Consider the following 19921-nt stretch of genomic DNA (forward strand, 5'->3'; position numbering starts at 1 on the left):
CAGCGGCGACAGCCATATGAGAGGAACCGCCATGAGTCGTGAAGCCCTGCAGGAATCGCTGTCCGCGGTGATGGATAACGAAGCGGACGAATTGGAATTACGTCGGGTGCTCAACGCAATCGACGATGCGGATACACGTGCCACATGGTCGCGTTATCAAATTGCTCGTGCAGCAATGCATAAAGAATTGTTGATGCCTCACCTGGACATTTCGGCGGCTGTATCGGCTGCGATTGCAGATGAGATCAGCCCTTTGAAGGCCGGTCGTGGGCCTTGGCGCACGCTGGGTCGTCTGGCGGTAGCGGCTTCGGTGACCGTGGCTGTGCTGGCAGGCGTTCGTCTGTACAACCAGGATGAGATCGCTGGCGCCCAACTCGCTCAGCAATCGCCGCAGCCTTCGAACGTCGCCATGCCTCAGGTCAAAGGGCCGGCGGTTCTGGCCGGTTACACCGAAAGCGAGCAGGCTCCAGGCCCGATGGCCAGCGGTGTCATGCAGAACCAGGCTGGCTGGCACGATCAGCGTCTGCCGGGGTACCTGCGTCAACACGCTCAGCAAGCTGCGTTGAAAGGCACTGAAAGCGCTCTGCCATACGCACGTGCCGCCAGCCTGGAAAACCGTTAAGGAGGATCATGCGCGCCATCCCTCTAGTGCCGCTTCTGCTTGGTGGATGGCTGGTCCTTCCAGTTCATGCCGATGACGCGCAAGATCAGCTCAAGCGTCTTGCGCAGGCAGAGCAGCAGCAAAGTTTCCAAGGCACTTTCGTTTACGAACGCAATGGAAGTTTTTCCACTCATCGAATCTGGCATCGGGTTGTAGACGGCAAGGTTCGTGAGCATCTCCTTCAGCTTGATGGATCCGCCCAGGAAGTACTGCGCGTCGATGGGGTCACCCAATGCGTCAGCGGTACCCTGGTGGCGGGCGTCTCGAATATTCCCGATTCCCCGGCTCATGCGTTTGACGCGGCGAAGTTGTCGGCGTGGTACGACATGAAGGTAGGGGGTAATTCCAGGGTGGCTGGTCGGCCAGCGGTGGTTGTCACCCTGACGCCGCGTGATCAGCACCGATACGGTATCGAATTGCATCTGGACAGTGAAACCGGTCTGCCGCTGAAGTCGTTGCTGCTCAGCGACAAAGGTCAGCTCCTTGAACGTTTCCAGTTCACCGAACTTGATACCCATCCGCCGACTGATCAGATGCTGCAGCCGAGCGCCGATTGCAAGCCGGTCGAGGTCGTGAAGACCAAGGCTGATGCTCAGAAGCAGCAAGTGGCATGGCATTCGGACTGGCTGCCGCCAGGGTTCGAACTCAGCAGCGCAGCGGCTCGCAAGGACCCCGATTCCAAGGCGTTGGTGACCAGTCTCATGTATGACGACGGTCTGGCCCGCTTTTCGGTGTTCATCGAGCCTGTCAGCGGCGCCGCCGTGACTGACATCCGGACTCAGTTGGGTCCTACCGTTGCAGTTTCCCGTCGTTTGACGACCCCTAAGGGTGACGCGATGGTGACGGTCGTGGGTGAAATCCCGATCGGGACTGCCGAGCGGATCGCGCTGTCCATGCGCAACGATGCTGCTGCGCCGACCACCAGGAAGTAACCTGACAAAACCGTAAACGTCCACTATGAAAAAGGTTTCATATTGGACGTTTCATGCCAATGGCCCCGTATTTCCGGGGGGCAGGACGAGAGGCTGAAATGTTTGGTCAGCTTTGCAGGTTGCAATCAGAATCTTTTTTTTCTATAGGTCACAGCTTAGCGGCTCTGGCCTTTTGTTGTTTCAGCTTTCAGAAAGCTGATTGAGAGTAAAACTGGCTGAGAGCCACGCACTGAGCAAGACTTGCGAGGTGCAGATGCTCCTCGAACCTGTCGGTTCGTACCGCTTAACCATGCTCGTTGTGAACGGGAGCCGTATGTCGATACCACGCTTGAAAACCTATTTGTCCTGGATGGCCGCGGTGCTGATGCTCGGTCAGGTCCTTACTGCGCAGGCCGAAGCCTTGCCGGATTTCACCTCTCTGGTGGAGCAGGCTTCGCCGGCCGTTGTGAACATCAGTACTCGCCAGAAGCTACCGGATCGTGCGGTGGCTCAAGGGCAGGCACCTGATCTGGAAGGTCTGCCACCGATGTTGCGCGAATTTCTGGAGCGCAGCATGCCGCCAGGATCGCGTCCACCTGGATCGGGCAAAGGTGACCGCCAGCGCGAAGCGCAGTCGCTGGGTTCGGGGTTCATCATCTCTGCTGATGGTTACATCCTGACCAACAACCACGTCATCGACGGTGCGGACGAGATCCTCGTGCGCCTGTCTGATCGCAGTGAAATGAAAGCCAAGCTGATCGGCACTGACCCGCGTACCGACGTGGCCGTTCTGAAGATTGATGGCAAGGATCTCCCGACCGTCAAGCTGGGCAACTCCGATAAGCTGAAAGTCGGCGAGTGGGTCCTGGCGATCGGTTCTCCGTTCGGTTTTGACCATTCGGTGACCAAAGGTATCGTGAGCGCCAAAGGCCGCAGCCTGCCGAACGACACCTATGTGCCGTTCATCCAGACGGACGTGGCGATCAACCCGGGCAACTCCGGTGGTCCGCTGTTCAACATGGCCGGTGAAGTCGTGGGCATCAACTCGCAGATCTTCACCCGTTCCGGTGGTTTCATGGGCCTGTCGTTCGCGATTCCCATCGATGTAGCCATGGACGTTGCCAATCAGCTCAAGGCCAACGGCAAGGTTAATCGCGGCTGGCTGGGTGTCGTGATCCAGGAAGTGAACAAGGATCTGGCCGAGTCGTTCGGCCTGGACAAGCCGGCCGGTGCGCTGGTGGCGCAGGTTCTGGATAACGGTCCGGCTGCCAAAGGCGGTTTGCAGGTCGGTGACGTGATTCTCAGCGCCAACGGCACGCCAATCGTCATGTCCGCAGACTTACCGCACTTGATCGGCAACCTGAAGGACGGCAGCAAGGCCGAGCTGGAAGTGATTCGTGACGGCAAGCGCCAGAAACTCACCGTCACCGTGGGTGCGTTGCCTGCCGAAGGCGAGGAAATGGGTGCTGGCGCAGACGCCGGTGTCGAGCGCAGCAGCAATCGTCTGGGCGTTTCGGTGGCCGACCTGACCGCTGAGCAGATGAAGTCACTGGACCTCAAAGGTGGCGTGGTCATCAAGGACGTGCAGGACGGTCCGGCTTCGCTGATCGGTCTGCAGACCGGTGACGTGATCACTCATCTGAACAACCAGGCCATTACTTCGGCGAAGCAGTTCACTGAGGTGGCCAAGGGCCTGCCGAAGAACCGGTCGGTCTCCATGCGCGTCCTGCGGCAGGGTCGTGCGACATTCATCACGTTCAAACTGGCGGAATAATCAGCCATAACGGAAAAAAGGAGCGGCATGTCCGCTCCTTTTTTGTGCCCGATGGTCTTGTGGCTGCTGACGGTGCGTGTGAACGTGACGCCCAAGCCTTCCTTCAGGTACAATTCCCGGCTATTTTTCGGCGGGCAGTCTGCCTGCAACCTTTTTCGAGTGTTGATCCGTGAGTGATTTGAGTCATATCCGCAATTTCTCCATCATCGCCCACATTGACCATGGCAAGTCGACGCTGGCTGACCGTTTCATTCAGATGTGCGGCGGCCTGTCCGAGCGCGAAATGGAAGCTCAGGTGCTTGATTCCATGGACCTGGAGCGTGAACGCGGGATCACGATCAAGGCCCACAGCGTTACCCTGTATTACAAGGCGAAGGACGGCATCACCTACCAGTTGAACTTCATTGATACCCCGGGCCATGTCGACTTCACCTATGAAGTCAGTCGCTCGCTGGCCGCCTGTGAAGGCGCGCTGCTGGTGGTCGATGCCGGTCAGGGCGTGGAGGCACAGTCCGTTGCCAACTGCTACACCGCCATCGAACAGGGCCTGGAAGTCATGCCAGTCCTGAACAAAATGGACTTGCCGCAGGCCGATCCCGACCGCGTCAAGGAAGAGATCGAGAAGATCATCGGTATCGACGCCACCGATGCCGTGGCGTGCAGCGCCAAAAGTGGCATGGGTGTGGATGAAGTGCTGGAACGGCTGGTGCATACCATTCCCGCGCCGACCGGCAACATCGAAGACCCGCTGCAAGCCTTGATCATCGACTCCTGGTTCGATAACTACCTGGGCGTTGTTTCCCTGGTTCGCGTGCGTCACGGCCGCGTCAAGAAGGGCGACAAGATTCTCGTCAAGTCGACCGGCAAGATTCACCTGGTCGACAGCGTCGGCGTGTTCAACCCCAAGCACACGGCGACCGTCGATCTGAAAGCGGGCGAAGTGGGCTTCATCATTGCGGGTATCAAGGACATCCATGGTGCGCCGGTCGGTGACACCCTGACCCTGAGCTCCACGCCAGACGTCGAAATGCTGCCCGGCTTCAAACGTATCCAGCCGCAGGTCTACGCCGGTCTGTTCCCGGTCAGTTCCGACGACTTCGAAGACTTCCGCGAAGCGCTGCAGAAACTCACCCTCAACGACTCGTCGCTGCAGTACACGCCGGAAAGCTCTGATGCCCTGGGCTTCGGCTTCCGTTGCGGCTTCCTCGGCATGCTGCACATGGAGATCATTCAGGAGCGCCTGGAGCGCGAGTACGACCTGGACCTGATCACCACGGCGCCGACCGTAATCTTCGAGCTGCTGCTCAAGACCGGTGAAACCATTTACGTCGATAACCCGTCGAAGCTGCCAGACCTCTCCAGCATCGAGGACATGCGTGAGCCTATCGTACGGGCGAATATTCTTGTGCCTCAGGAGCACCTGGGTAACGTCATTACGCTGTGTATCGAAAAGCGGGGTATTCAGCACGACATGCTGTTCCTCGGTACCCAGGTTCAAGTGACCTACGATCTGCCGATGAACGAAGTGGTCCTGGATTTCTTCGATCGCCTGAAGTCGACCAGTCGCGGGTATGCGTCGCTGGACTATCATTTTGATCGTTACCAGTCGGCGAACCTGGTGAAGCTGGATGTGCTGATCAATGGCGACAAGGTCGATGCCCTGGCGCTGATCGTGCACCGTGACAACGCGGCCTACAAAGGCCGGGCGTTGACTGAAAAGATGAAAGAACTGATTCCTCGTCAGATGTTCGACGTGGCAATCCAGGCTGCCATCGGCGGCCAGATTATCGCGCGGACAACCGTCAAGGCGCTCAGAAAGAACGTACTGGCCAAATGTTACGGTGGCGACGTGAGCCGTAAGCGCAAGCTGCTTGAAAAGCAGAAGGCCGGTAAGAAACGCATGAAGCAGGTCGGCAACGTGGAAATTCCACAAGAAGCTTTCCTTGCAGTGCTCAGGTTGGAATAGTCAGGCCCTATGTCACTAAATTTCCCGCTGTTGTTGGTCATCGCCGTGTTTGTCTGCGGTCTGCTGGCCTTGTTCGATCTGATCATACTGGCGCCGCGTCGGCGGACTGCGATAGCGAATTATCAAGGCAGCGTGAGCCAGCCGGATGTCGCTGTCGTCGAACAGCTGAACAAGGAACCCTTGCTGGTTGAATACGGCAAATCGTTCTTTCCCGTATTGTTCATCGTATTGGTGCTTCGCTCGTTTCTGGTTGAGCCGTTCCAGATTCCTTCGGGCTCGATGAAGCCGACGCTGGATGTCGGCGATTTCATCCTGGTCAACAAATTCTCCTACGGTATCCGCTTGCCGGTGATTGACCTGAAGGTCATCCCGGTCAGCGATCCGGCGCGGGGCGACGTGATGGTCTTCCGCTATCCGAGCGATCCGAGCGTCAACTACATCAAGCGCGTTGTAGGTCTGCCGGGCGACGTCATTCGCTATACCAATGACAAGCAACTGTTCGTCAATGGACAACTGGTGGCCAAGCAACTGATAGGTTCGGAGCCCGGTACGTTGGGCAGCGCTGAACTCTATGAAGAGAAGCTGGGTGAAGTCCAGCATCAGATTCGTTTGGAAATGAGCCGTTACCGCGCGCCACCTGATCACGAATGGACGGTTCCGGCCGGTCATTACTTCATGATGGGTGACAACCGCGACAACTCCAACGACAGCCGTTACTGGGATGACCCCAATATTCCCAAAGATGAGCTGGGCATGGTTCCCGACAAGAATATCGTCGGCAAGGCCTTCGCCGTATGGATGAGCTGGCCTGAGCCGAAGCTCAGTCACTTCCCGAACTTCTCGCGAGTCGGGTTGATCAAGTAACCGATGCGGCGCTGTCTGACACAGCGCCGTATGTCGTTTCGGCGGGCTATGCTGCAAGGCTGACCCTGCAGGCAGCGGGGAAGGACTATTCTTGAGGGCACACATGACATCTGCCGGTTCGCAAAAAGGCTTGTCGTTCATTGGGTGGCTGGTGTTGCTGGCTGTCCTTGCATTTGCCGCAAGTACTGCAGCCAAAGTGGTGCCGCATTACCTCGATTACATGTCGATGAAGAAAATCATCGAAGCCGCCGGAACGGACAAAACCGCAGAAATCAACACTGCCAGTGATTTCTACGACTACGTCGCCAAAGGCATGCAGGTCAATAACATTCGGGATTTGGATTTGAACAAGGCGTTAAGTGTGACGACGGAGAACAACAGGTTCCTCGCCCATTTGAAATACGAGAAACGTGAGCCACTGATCCAGAACATCGATCTGGTGGTCAAGTTCGACCACGAATTCAGCGTGGGTAAACCGTGAGCGTGTCATTGAGTCGCCTGGAGCGTCAGCTCGGCTATACCTTCAAGGATCAGGAACTGATGGTTCTGGCCTTGACCCACCGCAGTTTCGCCGGGCGCAACAACGAACGCCTGGAGTTCCTCGGTGATGCCATCCTCAACTTCGTGGCCGGCGAGGCGCTGTTCGAGCGTTTTCCCCAGGCCCGTGAAGGTCAACTGTCGCGTCTGCGCGCACGCCTGGTAAAGGGGGAAACCCTGGCACTGCTGGCCCGTGGTTTCGACCTGGGTGAGTATCTGCGACTGGGCTCCGGGGAGCTCAAAAGTGGTGGCTTCCGTCGTGAGTCGATTCTGGCGGATGCGCTGGAAGCGCTGATTGGCGCGATCTATCTGGATTCCGGCATGGAAATGGCGCGTGAGCGCGTGCTCGCCTGGCTGGCCAGCGAGTTTGACAGTCTGACGCTGGTCGACACCAACAAAGACCCCAAAACCCGACTGCAGGAATTCCTTCAGTCCCGCGCTTGTGAGTTGCCTCGCTACGAAGTGGTGGACATTCAGGGCGAACCGCATTGTCGAACGTTTTTCGTCGAATGCGAGATCACCTTATTGAACGAAAAGAGCCGGGGACAGGGTGTCAGCCGTCGCATTGCCGAACAGGTAGCCGCGGCCGCAGCCCTCATCGCCCTGGGTGTGGAGAACGGCAATGACTGATTCAACTGCAACACGCTGTGGCTATGTCGCCATCGTCGGCCGGCCAAACGTGGGCAAGTCGACGCTGTTGAACCACATTCTCGGCCAGAAACTTGCGATCACGTCGCGCAAGCCGCAGACCACGCGCCATAACATGCTGGGCATCAAGACCGAAGGTCAGGTTCAGGCGATCTACGTCGACACCCCCGGCATGCACAAGGGCAGTGACAAGGCGCTCAACCGCTACATGAACAAGACCGCGTCGGCTGCGTTGAAAGACGTTGACGTCGTGATCTTCGTGGTGGATCGCACCAAGTGGACGGATGAAGACCAGATGGTGCTGGAGCGCGTGCAGTACGTGACCGGCCCGCTGATCGTCGCACTGAACAAAACCGACCGCATCGAGGACAAGGCTGAGTTGATGCCGCACCTGTCCTGGCTGCAGGAGCAACTGCCGAATGCGCAGATCATTCCGATTTCGGCGCAGCAGGGCCATAACCTGGAAGCGCTGGAAAAGGTGATTGCCGAGCATCTGCCCGAAAACGATCACTTCTTCCCGGAAGACCAGATCACTGACCGCAGCAGCCGTTTCCTCGCGGCTGAACTGGTTCGCGAGAAGATCATGCGTCAACTGGGCGCCGAGCTTCCGTACCAGATCACCGTCGAAATCGAAGAATTCAAGCAGCAGGGCAAGACCCTGCACATTCATGCGCTGATTCTTGTCGAGCGGGACGGCCAGAAGAAAATCATCATCGGCGACAAGGGCGAGCGCATCAAGCGCATCGGTTCCGATGCGCGCCGCGACATGGAAGTGCTGTTCGACTCCAAGGTGATGCTCAACCTGTGGGTCAAGGTCAAAGGCGGCTGGTCCGACGATGAGCGTGCTTTGCGTTCTCTGGGGTACGGCGACCTCTAAGTCTGGCTGTAAACCGATTCACTGTGGGAGCGAGCGTGCTCGCGAATGAGATGTAGCTTTCAGCATTGATGTTGACTGATACACCGCTTTCGCGAGCAAGCCCGCTCCCACAGTGGTTTTAGATTCCGTGTTAGCCCGCGTTCTTTCATTGAGATAGCAATGTCGCAAACCCCGCCCCCCAGCCAGCTCGCTTACGTGTTGCACAGCCGTGCCTATCGCGAAAACAGCGCGCTGGTTGATTTCCTTACGCCTCAAGGCCGTTTGCGGGCCGTGTTGCGCAGTGCGCGAGGGAAAGCGGGCTCGCTGGCGCGGCCTTTCGTGCCGCTGGAGGTCGAATTCCGGGGCCGTGGGGAGCTGAAAAACGTCGGGCGCATGGAAAGCTCGGGTATCGCCGCCTGGCTGGAAGGTGAGGCGTTGTTCAGCGGTCTGTATCTCAACGAATTGTTGATCCGCCTGCTGCCCGCTGAAGATCCGCATCCGGGTGTGTTCGATCACTACGCGGCCACGCTGGTAGCGCTGGCGGGCGGCCGTGCGCTGGAGCCCTTGTTGCGTTCGTTCGAGTGGCGCCTGCTGGACGACCTGGGTTACGGTTTTGCCCTCGATGCGGATATCAACGGTGACCCGTTGGCCAGCGACGGCATGTATCGCTTGCAAGTAGACGCCGGGCTCGAGCGGGTGTATCTGTTGCAGCCCGGCTTGTTTCAAGGCGCCGAGTTGCTGGCGATGTCTGAAGCGGACTGGAGCGCGCCGGGGGCACTTGCTGCCGCCAAGCGTCTGATGCGTCAGGCGTTGGCCGTGCATCTGGGCGGTCGCCCGCTGGTGAGCCGTGAATTGTTTCGTAAGCCCTAGCCAGGACGTTGTGCGCCTGGCCGATCAAGTTTTCAGGAGAACTCAGTGACCCACAGCACTCGCATTCTGCTCGGCGTGAACATCGACCACGTGGCGACGCTGCGTCAGGCCCGTGGCACCCGTTACCCCGACCCGGTAAAGGCTGCGCTAGACGCCGAAGAGGCGGGCGCCGATGGCATCACGGTACACCTGCGCGAAGACCGCCGTCACATCCAGGAGCGCGACGTGCTGCTGCTCAAGGATGTGCTGCAGACACGCATGAACTTCGAAATGGGTGTGACCGAGGAAATGATGGCGTTTGCCGAGCGTATCCGTCCGGCACATATCTGCCTGGTCCCGGAAACCCGGCAGGAACTGACCACCGAGGGTGGCCTTGATGTCGCGGGTCAGGAAGCCCGGATCAAGGCCGCGGTGGAGCGTCTGTCTGCGATGGGCAGCGAAGTATCGCTGTTTATCGACGCGGACGAGCGTCAGATAGAAGCCTCGGCGCGCATTGGAGCGCCTGCCATTGAATTGCACACCGGCCGTTATGCCGATGCCGAAACCCCGACCGATGTTGCTGAAGAGCTGAAGCGAGTGGCCGACGGTGTGGCGTTCGGTCTGGCGCAAGGGTTGGTCGTCAACGCAGGCCACGGTCTGCATTACCACAACGTCGAAGCTGTGGCCGCGATCAAGGGCATCAACGAACTCAACATCGGTCACGCGCTGGTGGCGCATGCCTTGTTCGTGGGCTTCAAGTCGGCGGTGTCGGAGATGAAGGCGTTGATTCTGGCGGCTGCTGCGAAGGCGTGATCTGACGGCCGCACCAAGTTAAACCTGTGGGAGCGAATTTTTTCGCGATTAGTGATCGTTCCAACGCTCCGCGTGGGAATGCCTTGATGGACGCTCCGCGTCACGCCGGGGGACGCAGAGCGTCCTGAGCCGCATGCCCACGCGGAGCGTGGGAACGATCATCTGCAGCTTCAGGCCTTACGCCCCACAATCACCGCACGCCGTGGTGCTGGAAGGCCTTCCACTGTCTTGCTGTGGTCGTCCGGATCGAGGAAGTCGCTCAGCGACTGATAGCGCATCCATTCCGTGCCGCGCTGCTCCTCGACGGTCGTGGTGCTTACGTCAACGCAGCGCACATCGACGAAACCGGCACGGCGCAGCCATCGCTCCAGTGCCGGCACTGATGGCAGGAACCACACGTTGCGCATCTGTGAATAACGGTCTTCAGGCACCAGGACTTGATGCTCATCGCCTTCGACCACCATGGTCTCCAGCACCAGTTCGCCACCTTTGACCAGGCAGTCTTTCAGCGCCAGCAAATGATCGATGGGGGACTTGCGGTGATACAACACGCCCATGGAAAACACCGTGTCGAAACCTTCGAGCCGCGCGGGCAGGTCTTCCAGCGTGAACGGCAGATGCCACGCCGGCAAATCCGGCAAGTAGCGTTGCATCGCCTGGAACTGGCAGAAGAACAACCAGTTCGGATCGACGCCAATCACACTGTCCGCGCCGGCGCCGAGCATGCGCCATTGGTAATAGCCATTACCGCAGCCGACATCGAGCACTCGCTTGCCGACGAGGTCCAGGTGCGGTGAAACCCTCGCCCATTTCCAGTCAGACCGCCATTCGGTGTCGACATGAACGCCAAATACATCGAACGGCCCCTTGCGCCAGGGCGACAGTCCCATGAGAGCGGCGCGGGTCTGCTCGCGGGTGGCGTCGTCGCAGTCGGCATCGAGGATAAAGTCATCCTTGAGTTCGACGCGGCTGGGCAGCAGTGTTGGCAGCGCATTCAACGCCCCTTGCCAGCGCTCCAGGTCGCCGTGACCCTTTTCCATCTTCGCATCGAGTTGCGCTTGCAGGCCTTGGGCCCAGGTGTACAGCGGTGTGCCCGCCATACGGCGGACCAGGGGGGTTAAATCAATCATGGCAGGGCAATCAGAGAGGCGAAGTTAAGGCACTGGAACCAAGGCACGACTTTGGAGAAGCCCGCCGACAGCAGGCGTTCGCGGTGTTGTTCGAGGCTGTCGGGTTTCATCACGTTTTCGATGGCACTGCGTTTCTGGGCGATCTCCAGTTCGCTGTAACCATTGGCGCGCTTGAAGGCGACGTGCAGGTCGGTGAGCAGGGCGTGTTCCTCGGTGTCGTCGAAGCGCAGTTTCTCGGAGAGAATCAGCGCGCCGCCGGGCAGCAGCGACTGGCGAATACGAGCGAGCAACGCCAGGCGTTGATCGGGAGCAATGAATTGCAGCGTGAAGTTCAGTGCAACGACCGACGCAGGCTGGAATTGCAGGGCGAGAATGTCGCCCTCGATGACGTCTACTGGCAGCAATTCCTGGAACATCGAGTCTTGCGCATTCAGGTACTCGCGGCAGCGCTCGACCATCGCCGCCGAGTTGTCGATGGCGATCACCCGACAGTCTTCGGTGCGTACATGGCGACGCAAGGCCTGGGTCACGGCACCCAGCGAGCTCCCGAGGTCGTACAGCACGCTATGGGACTGCGCGAACTGTGCCGCGAGCACGCCGAGGTTCTCGACAATGGTCGGATAGCCCGGGACCGAGCGCTTGATCATGTCCGGGAACACACGCACCACGTCCTCGTTAAAAGCGAAGTCAGGCACCTGGGCCAGCGGCTGGGCGAAAATGCGGTCGGGTTCTAGGCTCACGGCGGTTCCGAGGGGAAGAGGCGAAAAGTGCGGCATTTTAGCCAATTGTGGCGTCAGGCCGAAACCTCATCTCATCGTTCGGGTGACAGCCCTCAGTTCACCGTGATCGCGCAGTCGAACGTGCGCTCCGGGCGGACCTCCGGCGCCCACGGCTGTTGATAGACCATCATCAGGTGACCCGTGCCAGGGTTGGCAGCTTTGTAACGCCAGACGGACTGGCCTTCGGTGCCGACCATGCCCACCTCTTCCGGGGTGTTGAACACCTCGGGGCCCATGGCGTTGAGGATTGACGGCGCGGGGTTCTGCATCAACCAGCGGTGCCCGGTGGTGGGATTGCTGGGGAGCATCAACATCAGGGTCTGGCCGGTCTTGAGGGTGATCGGGCAGTCTTTCTGGTCGTCGAGGGACACGATCTGTTTCGGTTGCTGGGCGCAGGCGGCCAGCAGGGCAAGGCTCAGCGGAACGAGCAGGCGGGCAGGGGTCATGGAGGCTCCGGTCGTAGGCAACGTGTGGGGAGCATAACCGAACAGGATGAGTTTTTGAGCGATCTGGATTTTGATTCTGCCCGGAGGGCGTGGGAGCGTGGCTTGTCCCGCGATCGGCGACGCAGTCGTCGTAAATCCTGACACTGGAGTGGGTTCAGGCACACCGCAGTGTCAGGATTTGCTGCTGCTTCGCAGCAGGTCGCGGGACAAGCCGCGCTCCTACGCCTTTCGGCAGAGGCAGCCCGAGGGCTGCATCAGGCTTCGGCATAGGCTTTAGAACAAAATCTTCGCCACGTCCGAGAAGCGTTTGGCAAAGTGCACGGTGATGCCTTCTTTCAAATAGTCCGGCAGTTCCTCGAAGTTACCCCGGTTCGGCTCCGGAAGGATCAGCTCGAAAATCTTCTGTCGACGTGCGGCAATGACCTTCTCGCGCACGCCACCGATGGGCAGCACGTGGCCTGTGAGCGTCAGTTCGCCGGTCATGGCCACGCCTTTCTTCGGCGCCTGATTGCGCGCCAGCGAGAGCAGTGCGCTGGCCATCGTCACGCCGGCACTTGGGCCGTCCTTCGGTGTAGCGCCTTCCGGGACATGTAAATGTACGAACGCTTCGTCGAAGAAGCCTTTGTCGCCGCCAAACTTCGCCAGATTGGAGCTGACATAGCTGTAGGCGATTTCGGCGGACTCCTTCATGACATCGCCCAGTTGCCCGGTGAGTTTGAAGCCGCGGTTATGGGTGTGAATCCGCGTCGCTTCGATCGGCAGGGTCGCGCCGCCCATGCTGGTCCAGGCAAGCCCGGTGATCACGCCCGTCCCGGACAGCACTTGTTCGTTACGGAAGACGGGATGGCCCAACGAGGCTTCCAGGTCTTTGGGGCCGAGTTTGATGACGGCTTTCGGTTCGTCGATCAGCTTCATGACCGCTTTTCGCACCAGTTTGCCCAGTTGCTTCTCCAACTGACGCACCCCGGCTTCACGGGCGTACCCGTCGATCAAGGCTTTGAACGCGCTGTCACTGATGCTCAGGCTGCCCTTGGAAACGCCGGCTTTTTCCAGCAGCTTCGGCCACAGGTGACGCTTGGCGATGGCGACTTTTTCTTCGGTGATGTAACCCGACAGGCGAATGACTTCCATCCGGTCCAGCAGCGGGCCAGGGATGGAGTCGAGGGTGTTGGCGGTGCAGACGAACAGGACTTTCGACAGGTCCATCCGCAGGTCCAGGTAGTGATCGAGAAACTCGACGTTCTGCTCCGGATCCAGGGTTTCCAGCAGCGCCGACGCCGGGTCGCCCTGGTAGCTTTGGCCCATTTTGTCGATTTCGTCGAGCATGATGACCGGGTTCATGACCTCGACGTCTTTCAGCGCCTGGACGAGTTTGCCCGGCTGCGCGCCGATGTAGGTTCGACGGTGGCCCTTGATTTCAGCCTCGTCACGCATGCCGCCGACGCTGAAACGGTAGAACGGCCGGCCCAGGGATTCAGCGATGGATTTGCCGACGCTGGTCTTGCCCACGCCCGGCGGACCCACCAGCAGCACGATCGAACCGCTGATTTCTCCTTTGTACGCACCCACCGCGAGGAATTCGAGAATGCGGTCCTTGATGTCGTCGAGGCCAGCGTGGTGTTTATCGAGCACTTTGCGCGCGTGCTTGAGGTCGAGTTTGTCTGCGCCGTATACCCCCCACGGCACCGAAGTTGCCCAGTCCAGATAGTTACGGGTAACGGCATATTCCGGCGAACCGGTTTCCAGAATCGACAGCTTGTTCATTTCCTCATCGAGGCGCTTGCGCACCTGCGCGGGCAAGACCTTGCCTTCCAGGCGCTGTTCGAACTGCTCAATGTCGGCGCTGCGATCGTCTTTGGTCAGGCCCAGCTCTTGCTGAATGACCTTGAGTTGCTCCTTGAGGAAGAACTCGCGCTGATGCTCGCCGATCTTGCGGTTAACCTCGGCGGAAATCTCTTTCTGCAGGCGCGCGACCTCGACTTCCTTGCGCAGCATCGGCAGGACCTTTTCCATGCGTTTGAGCACGGGCACGCAATCGAGCACTTCCTGCAGCTCCACGCCGGTGGCGGAGGTCAAGGCTGCGGCAAAGTCCGTCAGGGGCGACGGGTCATTGGGACTGAAGCGATTGAGGTAGTTCTTCAGTTCCTCGCTGTACAGCGGGTTGAGTGGCAGCAATTCCTTGATCGCGTTGATCAGGGCCATGCCGTACGCCTTGACCTCGTCGGTCGGCTCGTTCGGCTGGTGCGGGTATTCGACTTCCACGAGGAACGGCGGGCGATGGTGCTTGAGCCAGGTCTTGATGCGCACGCGGCTCAGGCCCTGTGCGACGAATTGCAGCTTGCCGTTCTCGCGACTGGCGTGATGCACCTTCACCAGCGTGCCGTATTCGGGCAACGCCTTGGTGTCGAAATGGCGTGGGTCCTCGGGCGGTGTGTCCATGAAGAACAGCGCCAGGGAGTGGTGATCGGATTTACTCACCAGCTCAAGGGTTTCGGCCCAGGGTTCTTCATTGACGATGACCGGCAGCACTTGCGCCGGGAAGAAAGGGCGGTTGTGGATCGGGATGATATAGACCTGGTCTGGCAGGTTCTGGCCGGGCAGCGCGAGGCTTTTTCTGTCCGAACCGATCACTTCGTGTTCATGATCGTCGTGTTGCGAAGGGGAGGCGTCTGATTGCTGGTCGCTCATGGGGCACCTGCATAAATGGAGATGAGGCTTAGATGGGGCAGTCGCGCTCAGGTTTCAATAGCCGCGGTCGATAGGTTTGAATATGGACGTCGATTAAAAAAATGAGGGTGACTTTGTGCCTTTCGTCGGCGATAAATGAATGATGGCGCTATGCCTTCTTTTAATGCGTGATCTCCCGCCAAGGGGCGGTTAATCTCGCCGGTACACTGCAACGCATTGCCAGGGCCGGCGCTTTATCTTTCCGACCATGCCGCTCTGGACCCTCTGTATGCCCCATGTGATCCCCCCGTTGCTGATGGCCGCAGCCGTCCTGTTCAGCACCGTTGCCCGCGCCGCGACGTTGACCGCCGAGATGGTCGATGCGCAGGGCAAGCCGCTGAAAGACGCGGTACTGACGCTTAAGGGGACGGCCGGCCAGCCTGATCTTGCGCCCATGGCGGATATGGATCAGCGCGACCAGCGCTTCGCGCCGCATGTGCTGGCCGTAAGGACCGGTACACAGATCAGATTCCCGAACAGCGACAACATCCGCCATCAGGTGTACTCCTTTTCTCCCGCCAAGCGTTTTGAATTGCGGCTGTATGGCGGCACGCCGTCGGACCCTGTGCTGTTCGACAGGCCCGGGGTGGTGGTGTTGGGCTGCAATATCCACGACTGGATGCTGGGCTACATCTATGTCACCGACGATCCCTGGTTTGGCGTCAGCAACGATAAAGGCACGCTGACCCTGGACAACATGCCAGCAGGCCGCTACGTGGCGACCTTGTGGCATCCACAAGCGTTCAACGGGCAACCGGTGCCGGGCGGTGAAATTGACATTCCGGCCGCGGGCCTGCACCGACGCTTCAGTATCGCCGTGCAACCCAAGGATGACGACATGCCCGCATCGCCGCCGCCCAGTGCGTTTGGCGATGCCTTTCATAAAGCCGCTCAGGAATGAAGCTACGGATCAGTTTCCAGGCACGCATTGCCGGCGTGCTGATTCTGCTGCTGTTGATCGTGGTCGGTGCCGTGTTCGTGGCCGTCAGGGCTGCGACGCAGGATGCGGTGCGCAAGCAGGCTCAGGTTCAACTGGAAGTCGGTACCCGCGTTTTCGAAGGTTTGCTGGAAATGCGCGGCAAGCGCCTGCGCGATGCGGTGCAACTGCTCTCGAGCGATTTCGGTTTTCGCGATGCGGTGGCGTCCGCGGACTCGGCGACGATTCGTTCGGTGCTGCTCAACCACGGCGCGCGCATCAACGCCGACGACATGTTTCTGCTTGGCATGGACGGCAGGGTGCTGTCGAGCACCGTGGACCGGATCCCTGAAGGTTCGCCGTTCCCTTATACCCAGGCGCTGCATGAGCTGAAGGCCCACAATCAGTCGATGCTGATCGTGCCGTTGCAGGGCAAGCCGCACTTGCTGGTCGAGAGCACGGTGCTTGCACCGTTGCCGATCGCTCAGGTGGTCATGGGGTTCAGCATGGACGACGACCTGGCACAGGAGCTGCGTACGCTCAGTGGATTGCAGGTGTCCTTCCTTTCGGTGGTGCACCGATTGCCGGGGCAGATCATCAGTACCCAACCGCAGCCGCTGTATGACAGCTTGCGCGGGGTGATGCTCAGTCCCGGCAACGATCAGATGCAGATGACCGAACACGGTGACCAGAGCTTTCTGAGCAAGCGACTGAGCCTGGGCAACACCGGCGACAGCGCGGGCGATCAGGTCGTCGCGTTGCTGCAGAGTCCGCTCGATCAAGCAATGCAGGCGTTCGCACCGCTGGATGAAAAACTGTTCTGGATCACCCTGGCAGCGCTGGCGGGCTCATTGATAGGCACGTTGTTACTGGCACGCAGCGTCTCGCTGCCGGTGCGCGCGCTGGCGATGGCTGCGGCGCGTATCGGCGAGGGCGATTACGGGACGCCGGTAAAACTCAAGCGCAGTGATGAACTGGGTTTGCTGGCCGATGCGATCAATTCGATGCAGGCCGGGATTGCCGAGCGCGAACAGCAATTGGCGCACAATGCGCTACACGACGGCCTCACGGGGCTTCCCAATCGTGCACTGGCGATGGAGCGTCTGGGCAGTGCGGTCACGGCACAACGGCCAGTGGCCCTGTTGTACCTGAGTATCGACAACGTTCGAGCCATCAATGACAGCATTGGCCCCGAGGGCGTCGATCAATTGCTGCAGGTGATCGGCGAGCAACTGCGGTTGCCCATGCGACCCGGTGACACCGTGGCGCGTTTGTCGGGGAACGAATTCCTGTTGTTGATCCACAACGCCGAAACCGACAGCGCAGTGGCCGTGGCTGACCGATTGCAACGCTTGCTGCTCAAACCTCAGCGCATGGGGGACCATGATCTTGCACTGGATGCCAGCATCGGTATCGCGGTGTACCCGGCCAACGGCGATTCACCTTCCGAGCTCCTCCAGCGCGCCGCCATTGCGCGTCAAGACGCGGCGCAATTGCCGGGGCGTCTGCAGGTCTATGAAGACGGTCGAGACTTGGCGCATCAGCGTCAGATCAGCCTGATTCGTGACCTGCGCCATGCCGCGCGCAACGGCGAGCTCATGCTGCACTACCAGCCTAAACTCGACATTCGTAACGGCCGTGTGCGTCAGGCTGAAGCCCTGTTGCGTTGGCAGCATCCACAGTTCGGGAATGTCTCGCCCGCCGAATTCATCGTGCTCGCCGAGCGCACCGGGAGCATCCAGGTGCTCACCCGTTGGGTCATCGAGGAGTCGATGCGACAAATGGCTGATTGGGCACGTCGTGGCTTGCACATTCAACTGTCGGTCAACATTTCCGCAGACGACCTTCTCAGCGAAGACCTCGTTGACCGCGTGTCGGATCTGCTCAAGCGGTACCGCGTCCCGGCCGAACAACTGGTATTCGAAATCACTGAAAGCGCGGTGATGCGCGAGCCCGAGCATGCGCTGAACGTACTTGACCGGCTGCGGGAGTGTGGCATCAGCCTGTCGATCGACGACTTCGGCACGGGGTATTCCTCCCTGGCTCATTTGAAGCGGCTGCCGGTGCAGGAGCTGAAGATCGATCAATCGTTCGTGCGCAATCTGGATGAAACCAGCGAAGACGCGGTGATCGTTCGCTCTACCATCGAGATGAGCCACAACCTCGGTCTCAAGGTCGTGGCTGAAGGCGTCGAATATGCACATAGCCTGCGCCTGCTGGAACATTGGCATTGCGATACCGCGCAGGGTTATTTAATCAGCCGACCGCTGACCGCGGTGGCGTTCGAGGCATGGATCGCCAAGTCTCATGCCTCACCCAGCCTGCTGGTTCATTGATTGGTCACGTTTATGGCGCGTCGTTTCTCGGCTGTTTTCAGCCCCGTGGTGTTGGCAAGTGTGGTGGGCGGCGGCGCGGGCGCAATGGTGTCTTTCGTTGACGCCGACCAGGGCCGGCTGATCGCGACCGGTGGCGCGAGCAGCATTGAGGGTGGCGCCGGGGGCGGGATCATCCCGTGGGCGGTTCTGGCCGGTTATGGCGAGCAAGGCGAGTGGGGCGCGAACGTGTTCGCGACCCACATCAACCTGCCGGATTACACGCTGGATGTCGCGGGCATGGCGGCTTCCTACGGCAACCGGGTGGAAGTCTCTTACGCGCATCAGCGCTTCGACCTGGGCTCACTGGTCCACACGCTAAGCCTGCCTGAGGACAATCTCTCGCAGGATATTTTTGGGGTGAAGGTGCGCCTCTTTGGCGATCTGATTTACGACCAGCTCCCGCAAGTCTCCGTGGGACTGGAATACAAACATCAGAACGATTTCCTGATCCCGAGCCTCGTGGGCGCTCGGCGCGATGCGGACGTGGAGGGTTATCTCACGGCCAGCCGTTTGTTCATGGGCGCTGCGTTTGGCTACAACGTGGTGGTCAACGGCGGGGTGCGCTACAGCCGGGCCAACGAAACGGGGCTCTTGGGTTTTGGCGGTGATCGCCGTGACACCCGCAGCCTTTTGAAGGAAGGCTCGGTGGCGTTGCTCGTTAACCCGCGCTGGGCAGTCGGCGTGGAGTACCGGGAAAAGCCGGACAACCTCTCGTTTGCCGGTGAAAGTGATTGGGCTGACCTGTTCGTCGGCTGGTTCCCCAACAAGCATGTCTCGGTGGTGTTGGCTTACGCACGCCTCGGGGAAATCGCGACGCTGGATAATCAGAACGGCACGTACCTGTCGGTTCAGGGGAGTTTCTGATGCTGCGACCGTTGCGATGGGTCGGACTGTTGAGCCTGGCGTTGTTGATGGGGTGTGCGCAGCAGCCGCCGAAGGATGACAGCCTGTATCACGCTCTGGGCGAGCGTGCGGGTATTCAGAAAATCGTCGAAGGCATGTTGTTGCACATCGCCAGGGATGACCGTATTTACAAGTACTTTGCCAAGGTCGACATTGTGCGGGTGCGCGACAAGCTGGTGGAGAAGCTCTGCGTTGAGGCCGGCGGTCCTTGTACGTACACCGGCGATACGCTGGAGGAGGCGCACAAGGGCATGAACTTGAGTCGTAGCGACTTCAACGCGCTGGTGGAAAACCTCATCGACGCGATGGACGACCAGCATATTCCGGTGACGACCCAGAACCGGTTGATCGCAAGATTGGCGCCGCAACGTGGGAAAGTCATCGAGAAATAACCGCGTGGCAGGCGTCGCTCCGCCCTCCGGGCAGAAACAAGGCAGGGGTATGGGTATGGGTATGGGTATGGCGTTGGGATTGTGGGCAGATCCATTTTCTCGGGTGGCGCCGATTCACCTTTCCGCCCCTCCGGCGGGTCACTTTTGAAAAGGCACCAAAAGTAACCAAAAGTGCCCGGCTCCTGGCTTGGCCCTCGTTCCTCGGGTTCCCGCACTCCGACGACGCTCCGTGGGCCCGCGCCGAACGGGCATCCATGCCCTGACGGCGCTCTCGCGGCATCCATGCCGCTCGACCCACTGCGCGTCATCTGCGTTTGGCCTGCACCCAAGTCGCGATTTGTGGTGTCTGGACTGTCGCGCATATGAACAGCGCG

The 19921-nt window shown here is 59.6% G+C and carries 18 protein-coding genes; 14 read left to right on the forward strand and 4 right to left on the reverse strand.

Annotated features, from left to right (window positions below):
* Positions 1–31 precede the first annotated feature (31 nt).
* The 10 genes from BMY73_RS20345 (at position 32) to pdxJ (ending at position 9879) form a co-directional block, all read left to right on the forward strand.
* The gene (locus BMY73_RS20345) at positions 32–622 is read left to right on the forward strand and encodes an anti sigma-E factor RseA C-terminal domain-containing protein (protein WP_062388221.1); all 591 of its coding nucleotides are present in this window, start codon (positions 32–34) and stop codon (positions 620–622) included.
* A gap of 8 nt (positions 623–630) precedes the next feature.
* Positions 631–1593: a MucB/RseB C-terminal domain-containing protein gene (locus BMY73_RS20350; RefSeq protein ID WP_092409265.1), complete on the forward strand. Its 963-nt coding sequence runs from the start codon at positions 631–633 to the stop codon at positions 1591–1593.
* A gap of 349 nt (positions 1594–1942) precedes the next feature.
* The gene (locus BMY73_RS20355; protein WP_370588179.1) at positions 1943–3346 is read left to right on the forward strand and encodes a DegQ family serine endoprotease; all 1404 of its coding nucleotides are present in this window, start codon (positions 1943–1945) and stop codon (positions 3344–3346) included.
* Between the two features lie 169 nt (positions 3347–3515).
* A complete protein-coding gene (gene lepA / locus BMY73_RS20360; RefSeq protein ID WP_062388208.1) occupies positions 3516–5312 on the forward strand; it encodes a translation elongation factor 4 in 1797 nt (598 codons plus the stop codon).
* Between the two features lie 9 nt (positions 5313–5321).
* A complete protein-coding gene (gene lepB / locus BMY73_RS20365) occupies positions 5322–6176 on the forward strand; it encodes a signal peptidase I (protein WP_062388204.1) in 855 nt (284 codons plus the stop codon).
* A 103-nt stretch (positions 6177–6279) separates the two neighbouring features.
* Positions 6280–6657, forward strand: a complete 378-nt coding sequence (locus BMY73_RS20370; protein ID WP_062388201.1) for a DUF4845 domain-containing protein — start codon at positions 6280–6282, stop codon at positions 6655–6657.
* Positions 6654–7343, forward strand: coding sequence for a ribonuclease III (rnc, locus tag BMY73_RS20375; RefSeq protein ID WP_062388196.1), 690 nt, complete (start codon positions 6654–6656; stop codon positions 7341–7343). Before BMY73_RS20370 ends, rnc begins: the two co-directional genes overlap by 4 nt.
* A complete protein-coding gene (era, locus tag BMY73_RS20380) occupies positions 7336–8238 on the forward strand; it encodes a GTPase Era (RefSeq protein ID WP_062388193.1) in 903 nt (300 codons plus the stop codon). The genes rnc and era overlap by 8 nt, the downstream gene beginning before the upstream one ends.
* Positions 8239–8397: 159 nt before the next feature.
* A complete protein-coding gene (gene recO / locus BMY73_RS20385; protein WP_062388190.1) occupies positions 8398–9087 on the forward strand; it encodes a DNA repair protein RecO in 690 nt (229 codons plus the stop codon).
* A 45-nt stretch (positions 9088–9132) separates the two neighbouring features.
* A complete protein-coding gene (gene pdxJ, locus BMY73_RS20390) occupies positions 9133–9879 on the forward strand; it encodes a pyridoxine 5'-phosphate synthase (protein WP_062388187.1) in 747 nt (248 codons plus the stop codon).
* A 170-nt stretch (positions 9880–10049) separates the two neighbouring features.
* Here the strand turns inward: pdxJ and cmoB are convergent, their stop codons facing one another.
* The 4 genes from cmoB to lon form a co-directional block, all read right to left on the reverse strand.
* Positions 10050–11009, reverse strand: a complete 960-nt coding sequence (cmoB, locus tag BMY73_RS20395) for a tRNA 5-methoxyuridine(34)/uridine 5-oxyacetic acid(34) synthase CmoB (RefSeq protein ID WP_092409267.1) — start codon at positions 11007–11009, stop codon at positions 10050–10052.
* Positions 11006–11785, reverse strand: a complete 780-nt coding sequence (gene cmoA / locus BMY73_RS20400) for a carboxy-S-adenosyl-L-methionine synthase CmoA (protein WP_175500221.1) — start codon at positions 11783–11785, stop codon at positions 11006–11008. The genes cmoB and cmoA overlap by 4 nt, the downstream gene beginning before the upstream one ends.
* 56 nt (positions 11786–11841) lie before the next feature.
* The gene (locus BMY73_RS20405; RefSeq protein WP_062388181.1) at positions 11842–12234 is read right to left on the reverse strand and encodes a protease inhibitor I42 family protein; all 393 of its coding nucleotides are present in this window, start codon (positions 12232–12234) and stop codon (positions 11842–11844) included.
* Positions 12235–12507: 273 nt separating this feature from the next.
* The gene (lon, locus tag BMY73_RS20410; protein WP_092409269.1) at positions 12508–14922 is read right to left on the reverse strand and encodes an endopeptidase La; all 2415 of its coding nucleotides are present in this window, start codon (positions 14920–14922) and stop codon (positions 12508–12510) included.
* 268 nt (positions 14923–15190) lie between these two features.
* Here lon and BMY73_RS20415 point away from each other — a divergent pair, with 268 nt between their 5' ends.
* The 4 genes from BMY73_RS20415 to BMY73_RS20430 all read left to right on the forward strand — a co-directional run bounded on the left by BMY73_RS20415 (position 15191) and on the right by BMY73_RS20430 (position 19547).
* Entirely contained in the window at positions 15191–15862 is a 672-nt protein-coding gene (locus BMY73_RS20415) for a methylamine utilization protein (protein ID WP_092409271.1), read from the forward strand.
* Positions 15859–18213 (forward strand): bifunctional diguanylate cyclase/phosphodiesterase, encoded by a 2355-nt coding sequence (locus tag BMY73_RS20420; protein ID WP_092409273.1) that lies wholly within the window; start codon positions 15859–15861, stop codon positions 18211–18213. The genes BMY73_RS20415 and BMY73_RS20420 overlap by 4 nt, the downstream gene beginning before the upstream one ends.
* A gap of 84 nt (positions 18214–18297) precedes the next feature.
* A complete protein-coding gene (locus BMY73_RS20425; RefSeq protein WP_256571235.1) occupies positions 18298–19116 on the forward strand; it encodes a DUF3034 family protein in 819 nt (272 codons plus the stop codon).
* Positions 19116–19547 (forward strand): group I truncated hemoglobin, encoded by a 432-nt coding sequence (locus BMY73_RS20430; protein ID WP_092409277.1) that lies wholly within the window; start codon positions 19116–19118, stop codon positions 19545–19547. Before BMY73_RS20425 ends, BMY73_RS20430 begins: the two co-directional genes overlap by 1 nt.
* The last annotated feature ends 374 nt before the right edge of the window (positions 19548–19921 follow it).

The organism is Pseudomonas sp. NFACC02, from assembly GCF_900110765.1.
GTDB lineage: Bacteria > Pseudomonadota > Gammaproteobacteria > Pseudomonadales > Pseudomonadaceae > Aquipseudomonas.